The 14,570-nt window shown below is 70.5% G+C and carries 16 protein-coding genes and 1 riboswitch; of the genes, 9 read left to right on the plus strand and 7 right to left on the minus strand.

Annotated features, from left to right (window positions below; translation table 11 throughout):
- Both ABZY44_RS00005 and ABZY44_RS00010 read left to right on the plus strand, forming a co-directional pair.
- Positions 1-1,347 (plus strand): ricin-type beta-trefoil lectin domain protein (locus tag ABZY44_RS00005; RefSeq protein ID WP_356649255.1); only part of this gene is annotated, 1,347 nt, incomplete at its 5' end.
- 205 nt (positions 1,348-1,552) lie between these two features.
- Positions 1,553-1,960, plus strand: coding sequence for an SsgA family sporulation/cell division regulator (locus tag ABZY44_RS00010; protein ID WP_356649256.1), 408 nt, complete (start codon positions 1,553-1,555; stop codon positions 1,958-1,960).
- 84 nt (positions 1,961-2,044) lie between these two features.
- Here the strand turns inward: ABZY44_RS00010 and ABZY44_RS00015 are convergent, their stop codons facing one another.
- Positions 2,045-2,776, minus strand: a complete 732-nt coding sequence (locus ABZY44_RS00015) for a flavodoxin family protein (protein WP_356649257.1) — start codon at positions 2,774-2,776, stop codon at positions 2,045-2,047.
- 254 nt (positions 2,777-3,030) lie between these two features.
- Positions 3,031-3,227: riboswitch (cobalamin riboswitch) on the plus strand.
- A 28-nt stretch (positions 3,228-3,255) separates the two neighbouring features.
- Here ABZY44_RS00015 and ABZY44_RS00020 point away from each other — a divergent pair.
- From ABZY44_RS00020 to ABZY44_RS00040, 5 genes are all read left to right on the plus strand, one after another.
- On the plus strand, positions 3,256-4,014 hold the full coding sequence (locus ABZY44_RS00020; RefSeq protein WP_356649258.1) for an energy-coupling factor ABC transporter permease: 759 nt from the start codon (positions 3,256-3,258) through the stop codon (positions 4,012-4,014).
- Positions 4,015-4,019: 5 nt separating this feature from the next.
- Complete coding sequence (locus ABZY44_RS00025; RefSeq protein ID WP_356649421.1) at positions 4,020-4,355, plus strand: energy-coupling factor ABC transporter substrate-binding protein; 336 nt, start codon at positions 4,020-4,022, stop codon at positions 4,353-4,355.
- A 3-nt stretch (positions 4,356-4,358) separates the two neighbouring features.
- Positions 4,359-5,108 (plus strand): cobalt ECF transporter T component CbiQ, encoded by a 750-nt coding sequence (gene cbiQ / locus ABZY44_RS00030; RefSeq protein WP_356649259.1) that lies wholly within the window; start codon positions 4,359-4,361, stop codon positions 5,106-5,108.
- A 23-nt stretch (positions 5,109-5,131) separates the two neighbouring features.
- Positions 5,132-5,986 (plus strand): ATP-binding cassette domain-containing protein, encoded by an 855-nt coding sequence (locus tag ABZY44_RS00035; RefSeq protein WP_356649422.1) that lies wholly within the window; start codon positions 5,132-5,134, stop codon positions 5,984-5,986.
- Positions 5,987-6,053: 67 nt separating this feature from the next.
- Positions 6,054-6,602, plus strand: coding sequence for a PadR family transcriptional regulator (locus tag ABZY44_RS00040; RefSeq protein ID WP_356649260.1), 549 nt, complete (start codon positions 6,054-6,056; stop codon positions 6,600-6,602).
- 81 nt (positions 6,603-6,683) lie between these two features.
- Here ABZY44_RS00040 and ABZY44_RS00045 read toward each other — a convergent pair whose 3' ends face one another.
- A complete protein-coding gene (locus ABZY44_RS00045; protein WP_356649261.1) occupies positions 6,684-6,896 on the minus strand; it encodes an EF-hand domain-containing protein in 213 nt (70 codons plus the stop codon).
- Between the two features lie 254 nt (positions 6,897-7,150).
- On the opposite strand from ABZY44_RS00045, the gene ABZY44_RS00050 reads away from it, so the two are divergent.
- Positions 7,151-7,957 carry a tRNA-dependent cyclodipeptide synthase gene (locus ABZY44_RS00050; protein ID WP_356649262.1) on the plus strand — a complete coding sequence of 269 codons (807 nt, stop codon included), beginning with the start codon at positions 7,151-7,153 and terminating at the stop codon, positions 7,955-7,957.
- Positions 7,938-9,176, plus strand: coding sequence for a cytochrome P450 (locus ABZY44_RS00055; protein WP_356649263.1), 1,239 nt, complete (start codon positions 7,938-7,940; stop codon positions 9,174-9,176). Before ABZY44_RS00050 ends, ABZY44_RS00055 begins: the two co-directional genes overlap by 20 nt.
- A gap of 76 nt (positions 9,177-9,252) precedes the next feature.
- Here ABZY44_RS00055 and ABZY44_RS00060 read toward each other — a convergent pair whose 3' ends face one another.
- The 5 genes from ABZY44_RS00060 to ABZY44_RS00080 form a co-directional block, all read right to left on the minus strand.
- The gene (locus ABZY44_RS00060; protein ID WP_356649264.1) at positions 9,253-10,440 is read right to left on the minus strand and encodes a YncE family protein; all 1,188 of its coding nucleotides are present in this window, start codon (positions 10,438-10,440) and stop codon (positions 9,253-9,255) included.
- Positions 10,437-11,237 (minus strand): polysaccharide deacetylase family protein, encoded by an 801-nt coding sequence (locus ABZY44_RS00065; RefSeq protein ID WP_356649265.1) that lies wholly within the window; start codon positions 11,235-11,237, stop codon positions 10,437-10,439. Before ABZY44_RS00065 ends, ABZY44_RS00060 begins: the two co-directional genes overlap by 4 nt.
- A gap of 444 nt (positions 11,238-11,681) precedes the next feature.
- Positions 11,682-12,185, minus strand: coding sequence for an ATP-binding protein (locus ABZY44_RS00070; RefSeq protein ID WP_356649266.1), 504 nt, complete (start codon positions 12,183-12,185; stop codon positions 11,682-11,684).
- A gap of 266 nt (positions 12,186-12,451) precedes the next feature.
- Positions 12,452-13,219 (minus strand): enoyl-CoA hydratase-related protein, encoded by a 768-nt coding sequence (locus ABZY44_RS00075; RefSeq protein ID WP_356649267.1) that lies wholly within the window; start codon positions 13,217-13,219, stop codon positions 12,452-12,454.
- A 103-nt stretch (positions 13,220-13,322) separates the two neighbouring features.
- Complete coding sequence (locus ABZY44_RS00080; RefSeq protein ID WP_356649423.1) at positions 13,323-14,543, minus strand: Ig-like domain-containing protein; 1,221 nt, start codon at positions 14,541-14,543, stop codon at positions 13,323-13,325.
- Positions 14,544-14,570: the final 27 nt, after the last annotated feature.

Consider the following 14,570-nt stretch of genomic DNA (forward strand, 5'->3'; position numbering starts at 1 on the left):
AGCATCAAGGGCACCGCTGACGCCCCGGACCTGACCGGCTTCACCGACCCGGCCGCCGGCCTCATCACCGGCAAGATCGACCCGGCCCTCTACCCCCGCGTCGGCTCCGACGGCGACCTCAACGGCGACAAGATCCCCGACCTCTGGGCCGTCGACAAGGACCAGCAGCTCGTCTCCTTCAACGGCCTCGGCACCGCCCCCAACGGCACCAGCGTCCTCTACCCCACCGTCACCGGCATCGCCCCCACCTTCACCCTCCAGGGCAGCCTCAACACCCCCACCTACCAGTGGAAGCTGAACGCCGGAACCGCCACCAGCACCCCCAGCGCAGACGGCAACAAGAACCCCGCCACCACCACCGGCATCACCTACCCCGCCGCCGAAACCATCGAAGGCCGCAGCACCTCCTACGCCGCGTTCAACGGCGCCCAGGCGACGATCACCGCGGCCGGCACCTCCGTCGACACCCGCAAGAGCTTCACCATCAGCACCTGGGCCAAGGCGGGTCCGAGCGGCGGGCTCATCGCCAGCCAGGACAACACCCGCAACAGCGCCTTCACCCTCTACGCAGACGCCGCCACCTCCTCGTGGCGGTTCGCCATGGCCTCCTCCGACGCGGACGGCTGGGCGTACGACTGGTCCGGCCAGGTCAATGACGCGGGGCGGTTCGTTCCGAACGCCTGGACCCGTCTGACCGCCGTCTACAACGCCGAGACCGGCCTGATGAGCCTGTACGTCAACGGCGTCCTCGCCGCCAGCGGCAACCACGCGGCCACGACCAGCCCGGCCCCGACGGGCCCGCTGGTCCTCGGCCGGTACAAGGTCAACGGACAGCCGGACTACTTCGGCACCTTCGTCGGCGGCATCAGCAACTTCGCCGTCTACCCCTACGCCGCGGCCCCCACCGCCACCGGCTCCCCCACCAAGATCTCGCTGGCCTCGAAGGGCACCAAGTGCGCGGACCTCGCGTCCGACGGCAGCAAGGTGCAGATCTGGGACTGCAACGAGATCAACGGGGGCCTCGCCCAACAGTTCGGCGTCCGGGCCGACGGCACCGTCCGTATCCAGGGCAAGTGCCTGGACGCCAAGGACGCCGGTACCGGCAACGGCACCCTGATCCAGGCAGTGGACTGCCACAACCACCCGGCGCAGCGGTTCCTGCCCCGCGCCGACGGCAGCCTCCACAACCCGGTCTCCGGCCGCTGCCTCGATCTGAACCGCGGTGACACGACCAACGGGATCCAGCTCCAGCTCTGGGACTGCAACCAGAGCGACGCCCAGCGCTGGTCCGTCGCCGCTCTGGCCACGGCGACCCTGCCCGTGCCGAGCTACGACGCGGCAGCCTGATCCGACCCCGGCCCCGAGCCCGACAGCCGGCGGCGGCCGCTCCTCCCACCCGGGAGGGGCGGCCGCCGCCGCGCGCGTCCGGGCGGAAAGGGGTCGAGGGACCCTGCCGGACGGGACCTTTGCCCGGCGGTGAGGGCCCCCGGGGTGGGTTAGCTTGCCCGAGTGGGAGTGAGAGCCCCACCCCGTGAGAGAGGCGGCCCCGCGCATGACCGGTACAGAACACTGGGTTCTCCCGCTCCGGCTGGAGGCCGCGCCCGTCCCCGTCCCGTTGCGGGGCGTCTTCGTCTACCGCGCCGACCGGCCCTACGAGATCTCCCTCGACTTCGAGGGTGCCGGCGTCCACGTCGCCCGCTGGGTGTTCTCGCGGGAGCTGCTGCTCGACGGGCACGTCTGCGCCACCGGGGAGGGCGACATACAGGTGTGGCCCCGCTGGAAGGGCACCGAGCCCCGGGTGTTCCTCGCCTTCAGCAACGGTCGGCAGAGCTGTGTCGTGTCCGCGCGCGCGAAGGACGTACGGGAGCTGTGCCGCCGGATGACCCTGATGGTGCCGCGCGGCCAGGAGCAGCGGCACTACGACCTCGACGCCGAGCTGAGCACCCTCCTGCCCCGCTGAGCCCGCCCGCCCCACCGGGTCCGGGGGCCGGCGTCGTCCCGGACCGGCCCCCGGACGCGCGGCCGGGGGGCCGGGGGCCGGGGCTCAGCGGTGCTCGGGGTTCGGGAAGTCGAAGCGGCAGCCCGCGTCCCACTGGGAGCGCTGGTTTCCGTGCGACGGCATCCCGCCGTTCCGCTTCAGCAGGGCGGCGAGGTGCATGAGGTTCCAGCTCATGAAGGCCGTGTTGCGGTTGGTGAAGTCGTTCTCGGGGCCGCCGGATCCCGGGTCGAGGTACGAGGGTCCCGGGCCGGCCTCGCCGATCCAGCCGGCGTCGGCCTGCGGCGGGATCGCGTAGCCCAGGTGCTGGAGGCTGTAGAGGATGTTCATGGCGCAGTGTTTGACGCCGTCCTCGTTGCCGGTGATCAGCGCCCCGCCGACGCGCCCGTAGTAGGCGTACTGGCCGTGCTCGTTCAGGATCGAGGAGCAGGCGTACAGCCGCTCGATGACCTGCTTCATCACCGAGCTGTTGTCCCCGAGCCAGATCGGTCCGCACAGCACGAGGATGTCGGCGTCCATGATCTGGCTGTAGAGCACCGGCCACTGGTCGCTCTCCCAGCCGTGGTCGGTCATATCGGGCCAGACGCCCGTGGCGATGTCGTGGTCGACGGCGCGGACGAGCGAGGTCCGGACACCCGCCGCCTCCATCACGGTGCGGCTCTTGTCGATCAGGCCCTCGGTGTTGCTGGGCTCCGGCGATCGCTTCAGCGTGCAGTTGACGTAGACGGCGGTCAGGTCGGAGTAGTCGAAGCGCTTCGCGGTATCGGTGTCTGCGGCCACGCGTCCAGCCTCGGCCCCGCCGGGCACCACCGCCACCGGGCATCGCCCGAACGGGGCCCGCCCGCTCGTCGTACGGAACATCGCGGGTCGGTGGAGCGCCCCTCCCCGGCGCGAAAGGGAAGGCGGAACTCCAGGGTCCCGTGAGGACATTGGGGCAGAGGGGCACTCCCGCGGGTACGAAGGGTGAGCACCAAGCGGAATGCGGTGGCCGATCGGTACCCTTGGGGCGGGTTGTTACCGGTCCGTGCGGCCGACTAGGGTCAGCGGGCCTTGGTGTTCGGGAAACCGGTGGGAAACCGGTGCGGCCCTCGCCACTGTGATCGGGAAGTCCGGCTCCACTCCTGCGGGAAAGCCACTGGGCTGCGCGGGAGTTTCCGTGCTGCCCGGGAAGGCGGGGCCGGGACATCAGCACCCGTGAGCCAGGAGACCGGCCAGGGTGCGTTGTCCATCCACGAGGTGCTGGAGAGGTCTCCCCACTCATGCATATAGCCGAGGGGTTCCTGCCCCCTTTGCACGCGGTCGCCTGGGGCGCCGCGTCCGCTCCCTTCGTCGTCCACGGCGTCCGCTCGCTCACCCGCGAGGTGAAGGCCAACCCCGAGAGCACGCTGCTCCTCGGCGCGGCCGGAGCCTTCACCTTCGTCCTGTCCGCCCTGAAGATCCCCTCGGTGACGGGCAGTTGCTCGCATCCCACCGGCACGGGGCTCGGGGCGATCCTGTTCCGGCCGCCGATCATGACGGTGCTCGGCACGATCACCCTGCTCTTCCAGGCCCTGCTGCTGGCACACGGCGGGCTCACCACCCTCGGCGCCAACGTCTTCTCGATGGCCGTCGCCGGTCCGTGGGCGGGCTACGCCGTCTACCGGCTGCTGCGCGGGTTCGCCCTGCCCCTGATGGTCACCGTCTTCTTCGGTGCCTTCGTCGCCGACCTGGTCACCTACTGCGTCACCAGCGTCCAGCTCGCGCTCGCCTTCCCGGACCCGGCCACCGGGTTCCCGGGCTCGCTCGCCAAGTTCGGAGGGATCTTCGCGGTCACGCAGATCCCGCTGGCCGTGAGCGAGGGCCTGCTGACCGTCCTCGTGATGCGGCTGCTGTTGCAGGCGAGCGCGTCGGACCTCGTCCGGCTCGGCGTCTCGAAGCCGGCGCCCGCCCGCACCGCGGAGCAGACCGACGAGAAGCCCGACGAGAAGCCCGATGCGAAGACCGAAGCGAAGACCGAAGGGGAGGCGGCGGTCCGATGAGCGGCCTGTCCAGGAACACGAAGATCAACGGCTTGTTGCTGCTCATGGTGGCGGCGCTCGCCGTCATCCCCCTCGCACTCGGCCTCGGCGAGGGCAAGGAGGAGCCCTTCGCGGGCGCCGACGCGCAGGCGGAGGCGGCCATCACCGAGCTCGAGCCGGATTACGAGCCGTGGTTCTCGCCGCTGTACGAACCCCCCTCCGGGGAGGTGGAGTCGGCGCTGTTCGCCCTGCAGGCGGCGTTGGGCGCGGGTGTGCTGGCGTACTACTTCGGCGTCCGCAGGGGCCGCCGCCAGGGCGCGGCCGCCGCCGCGGCTCCCGCACCCGCCTCCTCGGAGGCGTAGGCGGTGCTGCCGATCGACGTGGCTGCCCACGGCAGCCGCTGGCGCGGCCGCCACCCGCTGGAGAAGGCATTGCTCGGGGTCGGGCTGACGGTGACCGCCGTGTGCCTGCCGCCCTGGCCGGGCGGCCCGCTGGTGGCCGCCGCGACCCTCGCCGTACTGCTCGGCCCGGCGGGGGTGGCCGGGCGGCAGTTGTGGCGGGCGTTCCGGATCCCGCTCGGCTTCTGCTTCACCGGAGCGCTGCCGCTGCTGTTCGCGGTCGGCGGTCCCACCGGACCGCTCGCCCTGGCCCCCGACGGCCCCCGGCACGCCGCCGAACTGCTCCTGCGCACCTCGGCGGCCTCGCTCGGGCTGCTGCTGTTCGCCTTCACCACCCCGGTCTCCGACGTGCTCCCCCGGCTGGTCCGGGCCGGGGTGCCGGCACCGGTCGTGGACGTGGCCCTGGTCATGTACCGGATCGGGTTCCTGCTCCTCGACTCCGTCGCGCAGGTCCGCCGGGCCCAGGCGGCCCGCCTCGGGCACACCGGCCGGGCGGCGGTGTGGCGTTCCCTGGCCGGTCTGGCCGCGACCTCGTTCGTACGGGCCTTCGACCGCGCGGCCAAGCTCCAGGCGGGGCTGGCCGGGCGGGGCTACGACGGCGCGCTGCGGGTCCTCGTACCGGAGTCGGCCCTGTCCTGGCGGTTCCTGGCGGGCACGGCCGGTCTGCTGGCCACGTTGACCACCCTGACCCTCACCCTGAAGGGGCTGTACCTGTGAACGCGTCGGACCCGTTGAACCCGATCGAGCCGCTCGGCCCGCCTGCGAACCCGCCTGCGGACCCGTTGGTGGAACTGGCCGGTGCGGGCTACGCCTACGAGGACGGCCCCGCGGTGCTCACCGGCGTCGACTTCGCCATCGCGCAGGAGCGGGCGCTGGCCCTGCTGGGCCGCAACGGCAGCGGCAAGACCACGCTGATGCGGCTGCTGAGCGGCGGCCTGCGGCCCGGATCGGGTGCGCTGCGGCTCGACGGCACGAAGGTCTCGTACGACCGAACCGGCCTGACCCGGCTGCGGACCTCCGTCCAGCTGGTGGTGCAGGACCCGGACGACCAGCTCTTCGCGGCGTCCGTCGAACAGGACGTGTCCTTCGGGCCGATGAACATGGGGCTTGCCGCCCCGGAGGTCCGCGCCCGGGTCGACTCGGCGCTCGACGCACTGGACATCACCGCGCTCCGCGACCGCCCCACCCACCTCCTGTCCTACGGCCAGCGCAAGCGGGCGGCGATCGCGGGGGCGGTGGCGATGGCGCCGCGCGTGCTGATCCTGGACGAGCCGACGGCCGGCCTCGACCCGGACGGCCAGGAACGGCTGCTGGACGTCCTCGCGGGGCTGCGCGCCGGCGGCACGACGGTGGTCATGGCCACCCACGACGTGGACCTCGCGGTCCGCTGGGCCGACGACGCGGCCGTCCTGACCCCGTCGGGCATCCGCTTCGGCCCGGCCGGGGCCCTCCTCTCGGACCCCGCCCTGCTGTCCTCGGCAGGCCTGCGCACGGCGTGGTCCCCGGCGGTGACGGCCCTCCTCCGCGCGCACGGCCTCCTCGCCCCGGACGCCCCGGGCCCGCGCGACCCGGAGGCGCTGGCCGCCTGGCGGTAGGTGCCGCACGGCCGCGGAGAGATCCAGGCCGTCCCCTGCGGACCTTCGGCAAACCTAGGATGGCGGCATGTCGCTCCCGCACGCCATCCTCACCGCCCTGCTCGAGAAGCCCTCGTCGGGGCTGGAGCTGACCCGGCGCTTCGACAAGTCGATCGGGTACTTCTGGTCGGCGACGCACCAGCAGATCTACCGCGAGCTCGGCCGGCTGGAGGATGCCGGGCTGATCCGGGCGCTGGCCAGCGAGGTGCCCGTACGGGGGCAGAAGAAGGAGTACGAGGTGCTGCCCGCCGGAAGCGCGGAGCTGGGCCGGTGGGTCGGGGAGCGCCAGGACCCGAAGCCGGTACGGGATCCCCTGCTGCTCCGGATCCGGGCGGCCGCGGTGGTCGGGCCGCAGGGGCTGGCCGCGGAGTTGCGGCGCCACCTGGAGCTGCACCGCGCCCAGTTGGCGGAGTACGAGGCCATCGAGGAGAAGGACTTCCCGGCCGGGCGGGACTCCGCGCAGGACCGGCTGCGCCGGGTCGTGCTGCACGCCGGAACCGGGCTGGAGACCTTCTGGCTGCGCTGGCTGGAGGAGGCCCTCGCCGAGGTGGAGGGCATGTCCGGGCCGCGGGCCTGACGGCGGCGGCCCCGGCCTCGCGGGGCCGTCGGCGGCGAACCTGACGCGCCCCCGGCCCGGCAGGGCCGGGGCGCGCGGGGCTTACTTGTTCAGGGAGGCCCAGAACTCGTCGAAGCTCAGCAGGCCGTCGTCGTTCGCGTCCTTGGAGGCGATCACGGCGTCCGCGACCGGGCCGGTGACGTACGCGTCGCCCATCGCGGCCATCGCCGAACGGAACTCGTCGGCCGTCACGAAGCCGTCACCGTTCACGTCGAACTTGCCGAACGTCGTCCGTGCGCTCTCGATGTCCGCCACTGGGTCCACCCCTTCTTGGTGCTTGTTGACCGGCTCAGGGTAGCGGCCTGGCGGCACTCTCCGTACCCCGGGTCCCGTTCGAGCGGCAGATAGAAATTCCATTACTCTTCCGTAAGGCGGAAGTAATAATTCCGGCCAACAATTCCGGCCTCCACTTGTCACGCTCCGGGGCCACCGCATAACGTAGCGACATTGCCGCCACACCAGGAGCGCAGGGCTCCCAGGGACAAGTGGCAACAAGGGCGATCACACAGGTGACGATCCAAGCTGACGCATCATTCGAAGTTCTGCCCTTCACCCGCACCTGCCGCCACATCTGGGAAGACGGCGACCATGTGCTCATCGGAGTGAGTCCTGGAAACAGTTACTTCAGCTCCGAGCGCATCGGCAGCCTTTCCCGGTGGGCCACGACCCGCTTCGCGCAGGTCGACTTCGTCTACGCAGACCTCCATGTCGACGGGATGTTCGCCGCGTTCGGCTACACCCGGGAGCACGCGGAGAAGCGCGCGACGAAAGAGATAAAGGCGGTCCGGAGGAGGATCCTCAAGGGCGTGGAGGAATCGGTGAGCCCGGATGCCGAGGTGCGCGTACGAGCACTATCCGAATTCCGGACGAACCCCGTCTACCAACTACTGCACCGACGCGTCCTGCATTTCCTGGAGACTGACGACGAATTCCGCAAGGGCTGCGAGGAAATGGCCCTTCACTTCGTCGGCTCCAAGTTGCCGGAAGGTGAATCCATGACCGACGCGCAGTTGCAGGTGTGTTTCGATTACATGGCGGCCGAGCTGCCCTTCTTCATCGACACCCCGAGCATTCTCGACGTGCCGTCCTCCGTGGCGGCCTACCACCTCAAGATGCCCATGACGGACGTCCTGTTCGCACGCGGCGGGGGCCTTCGCGCCACCCGGAACCAGGCTTATGCCGTCGTAAGGCCCGAGACAGCTGAAATGTCGCAGAACAACCCGGACCAGACGCACACGAAGACGAACACGAACGTGAACGAGAACGCGAACACCGCACCAGCCGAAGGGACCGTCGATGAGCGTCGAGCAGCTTGAGGGCACCGACCCGGCCGCGGGGGCCCTCCTGGACTTCCCGCTCTCGCGACGCGGTGACGTGCTCCCCGAGGAGTGCACCTGGCTGCGCGAGAAGGCGCCGGTCGCGAAGGTGCGCACCCTCACCGGGGACCCGGCCTGGCTGGTGAGCAGCTACGCGCTGGCCAAGCAGGTACTGGAGGACGAGCGCTTCAGCCTCAAGGACACGGCGAACGCCGGCGTCCCGCGCCAGTACGCGCTGACCATTCCGCCCGAGGTCGTCAACAACATGGGCAACATCAACGGCGCGGGCCTTCGCAACGCGGTGATGAAGGCGCTCAGTCCGCGCCAGAAGGGGCTCCAGGACTGGCTGCGCGCCACGGCCGGCACCCTCGTCGACCATCTCGTCGCCGAGGGCGGTCCGGCGGACCTCCGGGCGGGATTCGCCGACCCCTTCTCGGCGGCGCTGCACGCCCGGGTGCTCGGAGTTCCCTTCGAGGACTGGCGCCGGCTGATGTCGGGCTTGGACGTCGCGTTCATGACCGCGCGCGAGCCGTTCACCGACTCGGCGCTCAACTGGTACAAGGACGTCGGCTACTTCGTCGACCAGCTGAACGTCCAGCTGGCGCTGCCCGCCGAGCTGCGTACGGGGCTGCTCGGCGCGTTCGCCGAACTGAAACTGGCGGACCCCGGGTCGGCGCACCTGACCGACGACATGTTCGCCACCGTCGCCGTCTCGCTCTTCGGGGCGGGCGCCGTGTCCACCTCCGCGTTCCTCACCCTCGCGGTCCTCGCGCTGCTGCAGAGGCCCGAGCTGATCGGTTACCTGCGCGAGCACCCGGAGCGCATGGGCAAGGCCGTGGACGAACTGCTCCGCTGGAACCTGTCCGTCGGCGACGGCCTGCCGCGCATCGCCATGGCGGACGTCCAGGTCGGCGACGTACTGGTCAAGGAGGGCGAACTGGTCCTCGTCCTGCTGGAAGGGGCCAATTTCGACCCCGCCGCCTTCGAGAACCCGGACGAGCTGGACCTGGAGCGCGAGAGCCCCCGGCCCCACCTCGCCTTCGGCGCGGGCCGCCACTTCTGCCCGGCGTCCGCGCTGGGGCGGGCGCACGCCGAGATCGCGCTGGAGGTGCTGGTCGGGCGGCTGCCCGAGCTGCGCCTCGCGGTGCCGGCGGAGAACCTCGTGTGGCGCACCGGCTTCATCAAGCGCCTCCCCGAGCGGCTCCCCGTCGCCTGGTGATCACACCGGCGGCGGTGAGCGGATGAGCGTGCCCCGGGGGTCGTGCGAGCTCCCGGGGCACATCCGTGTCGTGGTCCTAGCGGAAGATGCCGGTGTGGCCGAGGGAGTAGCGGCCGGGCTGCGGGTACACGGCGAGACCGTGCGGGCCGGAGCCCACGGGGATCTTGGCGATCTCCTTTCCGGTGGTGGTGTCGATCGCGTAGACCTCGGAGTTGTAGCGGCCCGACAGCCACAGCACCTTGCCGTCGGCGGAGACTCCACCCATGTCGGGGCTGCCGCCGTCGGGCAGCTCCCACTTCTTGGTCAGCTTGTTCTGGGTGAAGTCGAAGACGGAGACCGAGCCCTCGCCGCGGTTGGAGACGTACATCTCCTTGGAGTCGCGGCTGACGTACAGGCCGTGGCAGCCCTTTCCGGTGGGCAGCAGTTTGGGGGTCCCGAAGTCGTCCCCGCCGAGCACCCACATGCCGTGGGCCATCATGTCCGCGACGTAGAAGGTCTTTCCGTCCGGGGAGACCTTGACGTCCTGCGGCATCGCGCCCTCGAAGGGCAGTTTCTGCTGGCCGACGACTTCCATCTTCTCGGTGTCGACCTTGAGCAGTTCGCCGGAGAACTCGCAGCTCACGATGAAGTAGCGGCCGTCGGCGGAGAAGTCGGCGTGATTGACCCCGAAGCAGGTCACGGGGACGGTCTTCACGCGGTCCATGGTGTGCGGATCGCGGAAGACCAGTTCCTTGTCCATCGACGCCATGACCACGGCGTACTTGCCGTTGGGCGTGAAGTACAGGTTGTACGGGTCGTGCACCTCCACCGGCGCTCCCGCCTCGCCGGTGGCCGGGTTGATCGGGGTGAGCGTGTGGCCGCGGTTGTTGTTGACCCAGAGGGTCTTCATGTCCCACGAGGGGACCACGTGCTGGGGCTGGACGCCGACCGGGATGGTGTCGATGACCTTGTACGTCGCGGGGTCGATGACGGACACCGTGTTGGAGGAGGTGTTCGGCACGTAGACGCGGGAGGGGAAGTCCTTGACCACCGGGGAGAGTTTGTTCGGCCGGTCGGCCGCGTAGACGTCCTTCGGGTCGAGGAGCGGCGGCATCCCGGCCAGGCCCGGCGGCACGGCCGGTACGGCCTTGGCGGGCACGGCGGGACCCTTCGTGCCGAGCGCCTCGGCGGGGCCCTTGTCGCCCGATCCGCAGCCGGCGAGGGCGGCGAGGACCAGACCGGCCAGCAGCACGGTGGCATTCCGGGGAAGGCGGGTGGTCGTCATGGGGTCAGCAGCTCCGTGGTGGTCACCGCGCGCAGTTTGCGGCGTGCGAGTTCTTCGAGGAGGGGCGGCATCGCGGCGACCGTGTCCGCGTAGCCGAAGTGCAGGCTCACCACCGATCCGCCCTGGATCGTGCCCATGACGGTGCGGACGACGGCCGCGGCACCGGGCGAGGTGAAGTCGAGGGAGTCCACGTCGTAGGAGAGGACGTGCGGGTAACCCGCTCGCTGGGCCAGTTTTCGCACCAGGGGGGTGGCGTACTGGGTCTGGGACGGCCGGAACCAGGTGCCGATGGACCCGGTGAGCCGCTTGAGCCGGTCGGCGCAGCCGGTGATCTCCGCGTACGCCCGCGCCTCGGGCATGGTGTTGATCGCGAGGTGGTGCTGGGTGTGGTTGCCGAGCTCGTGGCCGCCGTCCAGGATCCGGCGGGCCATGTCCGGGTGCTCCTCGAGCCAGTCGCCGATGGCCAGGACGGTGACGCGCGCTCCGCCCCGCTCCGCCTCGGCGAGCACCGCCGTGGCGACGGCGGGGTCCCCGTTGCCGTGGAAGGTGAGTGCGACGGCCGGGCGGCCCCGCGGACCGTGCCCGATCTCGACGGGCTGCCCTGCGAACCGGCGCGGGGCGGGGGCCGCCCTGGCCGGGGCCGGCGGTCTGTCCGGGGCCGCCTTGGCGGGGGGTGCGGACGGCGCGGGGCCGGCGGGGGCGGTACGGGCACCCGTGCCGCAGGCGGCGGTGAGGGTGCCGGCGGCGACCGCCGCGCCGGCTCGGAGAGCGGATCGGCGGTCCGGGTAGCAGAGCACCTGCCCATTTAAGGGGTGGATGCCCCTCTCGGTAATGATTGACCCAATTCGGGACGTTCGACGGGTCGCCCCCCAGTGGCCCCCGTCCGCTACGTGATCAACGATTCACTCTGAGCGGTGGATATTTATTCAATGATTACGAGGTTCGTGGCCCATCTCACCTAAGATTTAGGTAGAAAGTCTTAGGATATGCACACTTATGTCCAATTTGGGACTTTTGGCGATTGGTCCCTCGTCTGCCATAGTCGGAACCACGGCTTCCCGTTGACCCGAGCGAAGTCTCCACGCCGAGGATCACACCCCCTTCGATCCTCGGCGCTCCCATGGAACCCCCGCAGCGCCCCATCACGGCGACAGGGGGTTTCCGTGTTTCCGGGGCACCCGGGACAGGGAGCAACGAGCAGCGAGCAGCGAGCAGCGAGCATCCGGGGCCGCACTCGGCCGTCAGCGGTCGGCCACCCGCATCTCGAACCAGGTGATCTTGCCGCGCGGCAGCAGGTCCGCCCCCCAGCGGTCGGAGAGCTTGTCGACGAGGAACAGCCCCCGGCCCGTGGTGTCCATCTCGTGGACCGGCATCAGACAGGGCAGCCCTCGCGAGGGGTCGCGCACCTCGACCCGGATCCAGCCGCGGCGCCTGACCATCCGTAAACCGAAGGAGCGGGCCCCGGTGTGCCGGACGGCATTGCCGACGAGCTCGGAGACCAGCAGCACGGTGTGCTCGGCAAGCTGCGGCGAGAGGCCCCACAAGCGCACCACCACGCACTGGGCGAGCCGGCGGGCACTGCCCGCCGACTCGGGCATGGAGGGCAACGTCACTTCCGAATCGGCCGGGTTCCCGTACAGCTCCAGCGCCTTGAGGCCCTGTTCGTCCTCCGGGGCCGCCGTGAGCCGTACGACGGAAGCGCTGCTGCGCTGCCGCGGCTGTTCCACACCCTCCAGACCCGCCATGCACCCATCATGGACGGCCGGTGCGGCCGTTCGGGCCGTTCCGCAGGAAAACACCCCCCGGAATCATGGATTCCAAGGGGGCCTTCCGGCATATGCATTCGGCAATCCGGATCGCGCGATACCCACCTTGACCTGCGGTGACACCCTGCAAAGAGGCGATCACCCTGAGTGGATCTCCGTTTTCGCTTAAGGTTCCCTTAAGGCCTGGCTAATCCACCCGCAGGGAGGACGGCGCCCCGGTCCGGCGGCCGCTCGCGCTCACGGCACTAGAGGAACTTGGCCTTCCCGGGCCCCTCTTCGACGAAGCTGCGCATGCCGCGCTCGCGGTCCTCGGTGGCGAACAGACCGGCGAACCAGTTGCGCTCGATGGTCAGTCCGGTGTCGATGTCGGCCTCCAGACCCGCGTCCACGCATTCCTTGGCGGCACGCAGCGCGAGGGCCGGGCCCTGCGCCAGCTTCGCGGCCCACGCGTGCGCCTGCTCGTACACCTCGGCGGCCGGCACGACGCGGTCCACGAGGCCGAGGGCGAGCGCCTCGTCGGCCTTGACCATGCGGCCGGTGAAGATGAGGTCCTTGGCCTTCGAGGGGCCGATCAGCCGGGACAGCCGCTGGGTGCCGCCCGCGCCCGGGATGAGGCCGAGCAGGATCTCGGGCTGGCCGAGCTTCGCGTTGTCGCCGGCGATCCGGTAGTCGGCGCAGAGCGCCAGTTCGCAGCCGCCGCCCAGGGCGTAGCCGGTGACGGCCGCGACCACGGGCTTGGGGATCCGGGCCACGGCGGTGAAGGCGTCCTGCAGCCCGCGGGACCGGGCGACCATGGCCGCGTGGTCCATCGTCTGCATCTCCTTGATGTCCGCGCCCGCCGCGAACACCTTCTCGCCGCCGTAGATGACGACCGCGCGGACATCGGCCCGGTCGGTCGCCTCCACCGCGAGCTCGCGCAGCCGGTCCTGGGTGGCGATGTCCAGGGCGTTCATGGGCGGCCGGTCCAGCCGGATGACGCCGACGCCTTCGGAGACTTCGAGAGAGATGGTCATACAGGGAAGGTTAGCGCCGGTTAACGCGAGGTGGCCCGGTGCTGTGGGTCACAGCACCGGGCCACCCGGACACCGGGCCCGGGGAACTACGTACGGCAGGGGATCACTTGATCCATTCCGCCCAGTCCATGTTCCAGCCGTTGAGGCCGTTGTCCGGGGCGACCGTCTTGTCCTTGGAGTTCTTCACGACGACCACGTCGCCGATGATCGACTGGTCGAAGAACCAGGCGGCGGGCTGGCCGCCGTCACCCGCTCCGCGGACGTCCTTGAGACCGACGCAGCCGTGGCTGACGTTCTCGGAGCCGAACGTGCCGGACGAGGCCCAGTAGTTGCCGTGGACGAAGGTGCCCGAGGTCGTCAGCCGCATCGCGTGCGGGACGTCGGAGATGTCGTACTCGCCGCCGAAGCCGACGGTCGCGCCGTTCATCCGGGTCACCTTGTACTTCTCGCTGATGACCATCTGCCCGTTGTACGTGGTGTTCGAGGGTGCGCCGGCGGTGATCGGGATGTTCTTGATCTCCGCGCCGTCCCGGACGACGTGCATCTCGTGCGCGGCGGCGTCGACCGTGGTGACCTGCGAGCGGCCGACCTTGAAGGTGACCGTACGGGTCTGCTTGCCGTAGACCCCCGGGCGGCCTTCGACTCCGTCGAGGGCGAGCTTCAGGGTGACCGTGGTGCCGGCGGCCCAGTACTTCTCGGGGCGGAAGTCCAGGCGGTCGTTGCCGAACCAGTGGCCCTCGACCGGCACGGCGGGCTCGGCCGTCACCGTGATGGCCTTCTCGACGGCCTCGGGGTTGGTGATGCCCCGGGAGAAGTTGATGGAGACCGGCATGCCCACGCCGACGGTGGCGCCGTCCTCGGGCGTGTACTGGCCGATGAACGTGTTGGCGGGAGTCAGGGTGGTGAAGGTGGTGTCCTTCGCGGACTCGCGGCCGGCCTCGTCCTTGGCGATCGCGTGCACCTTGTACTCGGTGGCGGAGGCGAGGTTGCGGGAGGGTTCCCAACTCGCGCCGTCCTCGGCGAGCTTGCCCTCGACCGCGTTGCCCTTGGTGTCGGCGACCGTCACCGTACTGAGCTTGCCGCCGGTGCTGGATATCTTGAGGATGCCGCTCGTGGCGACCTCCTTGGCCCCGTCGTCCGGCTTCACGCTCACGACGGCCTTGGACGCCTCGGTGCCGCTCGTCCCGGCACCGCCGTCCCCACCACCGCTCCCGCCGGCGCCCCCGCCGTTGCCGCCACCGCTGCACGCGGTCGTCAACAACAGGGCCGCGCCCAGCAGGAGGGCCGGCAGGCCGGTGCGGGCGCGGCCGCGTATCGGCTGCAGGTTCACTCTTGTTCTCCCCATGTCCCC

This window comes from Streptomyces sp. NPDC006544, assembly GCF_040611715.1.
Classification (GTDB): Bacteria; Actinomycetota; Actinomycetes; order Streptomycetales; family Streptomycetaceae; genus Streptomyces.

Coding starts and splice junctions, on each gene's coding strand:
- ABZY44_RS00020 (WP_356649258.1), top strand. CDS start 3,256: ATGCATATAGCCGAGGGGTTCCTGCCCCCTTTGCACGCGGTCGCCTGG.
- ABZY44_RS00075 (WP_356649267.1), bottom strand. CDS start 13,219: ATGACCATCTCTCTCGAAGTCTCCGAAGGCGTCGGCGTCATCCGGCTG.
- ABZY44_RS00070 (WP_356649266.1), bottom strand. CDS start 12,185: ATGGCGGGTCTGGAGGGTGTGGAACAGCCGCGGCAGCGCAGCAGCGCT.
- ABZY44_RS00040 (WP_356649260.1), top strand. CDS start 6,054: ATGTCGCTCCCGCACGCCATCCTCACCGCCCTGCTCGAGAAGCCCTCG.
- ABZY44_RS00060 (WP_356649264.1), bottom strand. CDS start 10,440: ATGACGACCACCCGCCTTCCCCGGAATGCCACCGTGCTGCTGGCCGGT.
- ABZY44_RS00055 (WP_356649263.1), top strand. CDS start 7,938: ATGAGCGTCGAGCAGCTTGAGGGCACCGACCCGGCCGCGGGGGCCCTC.
- ABZY44_RS00010 (WP_356649256.1), top strand. CDS start 1,553: ATGACCGGTACAGAACACTGGGTTCTCCCGCTCCGGCTGGAGGCCGCG.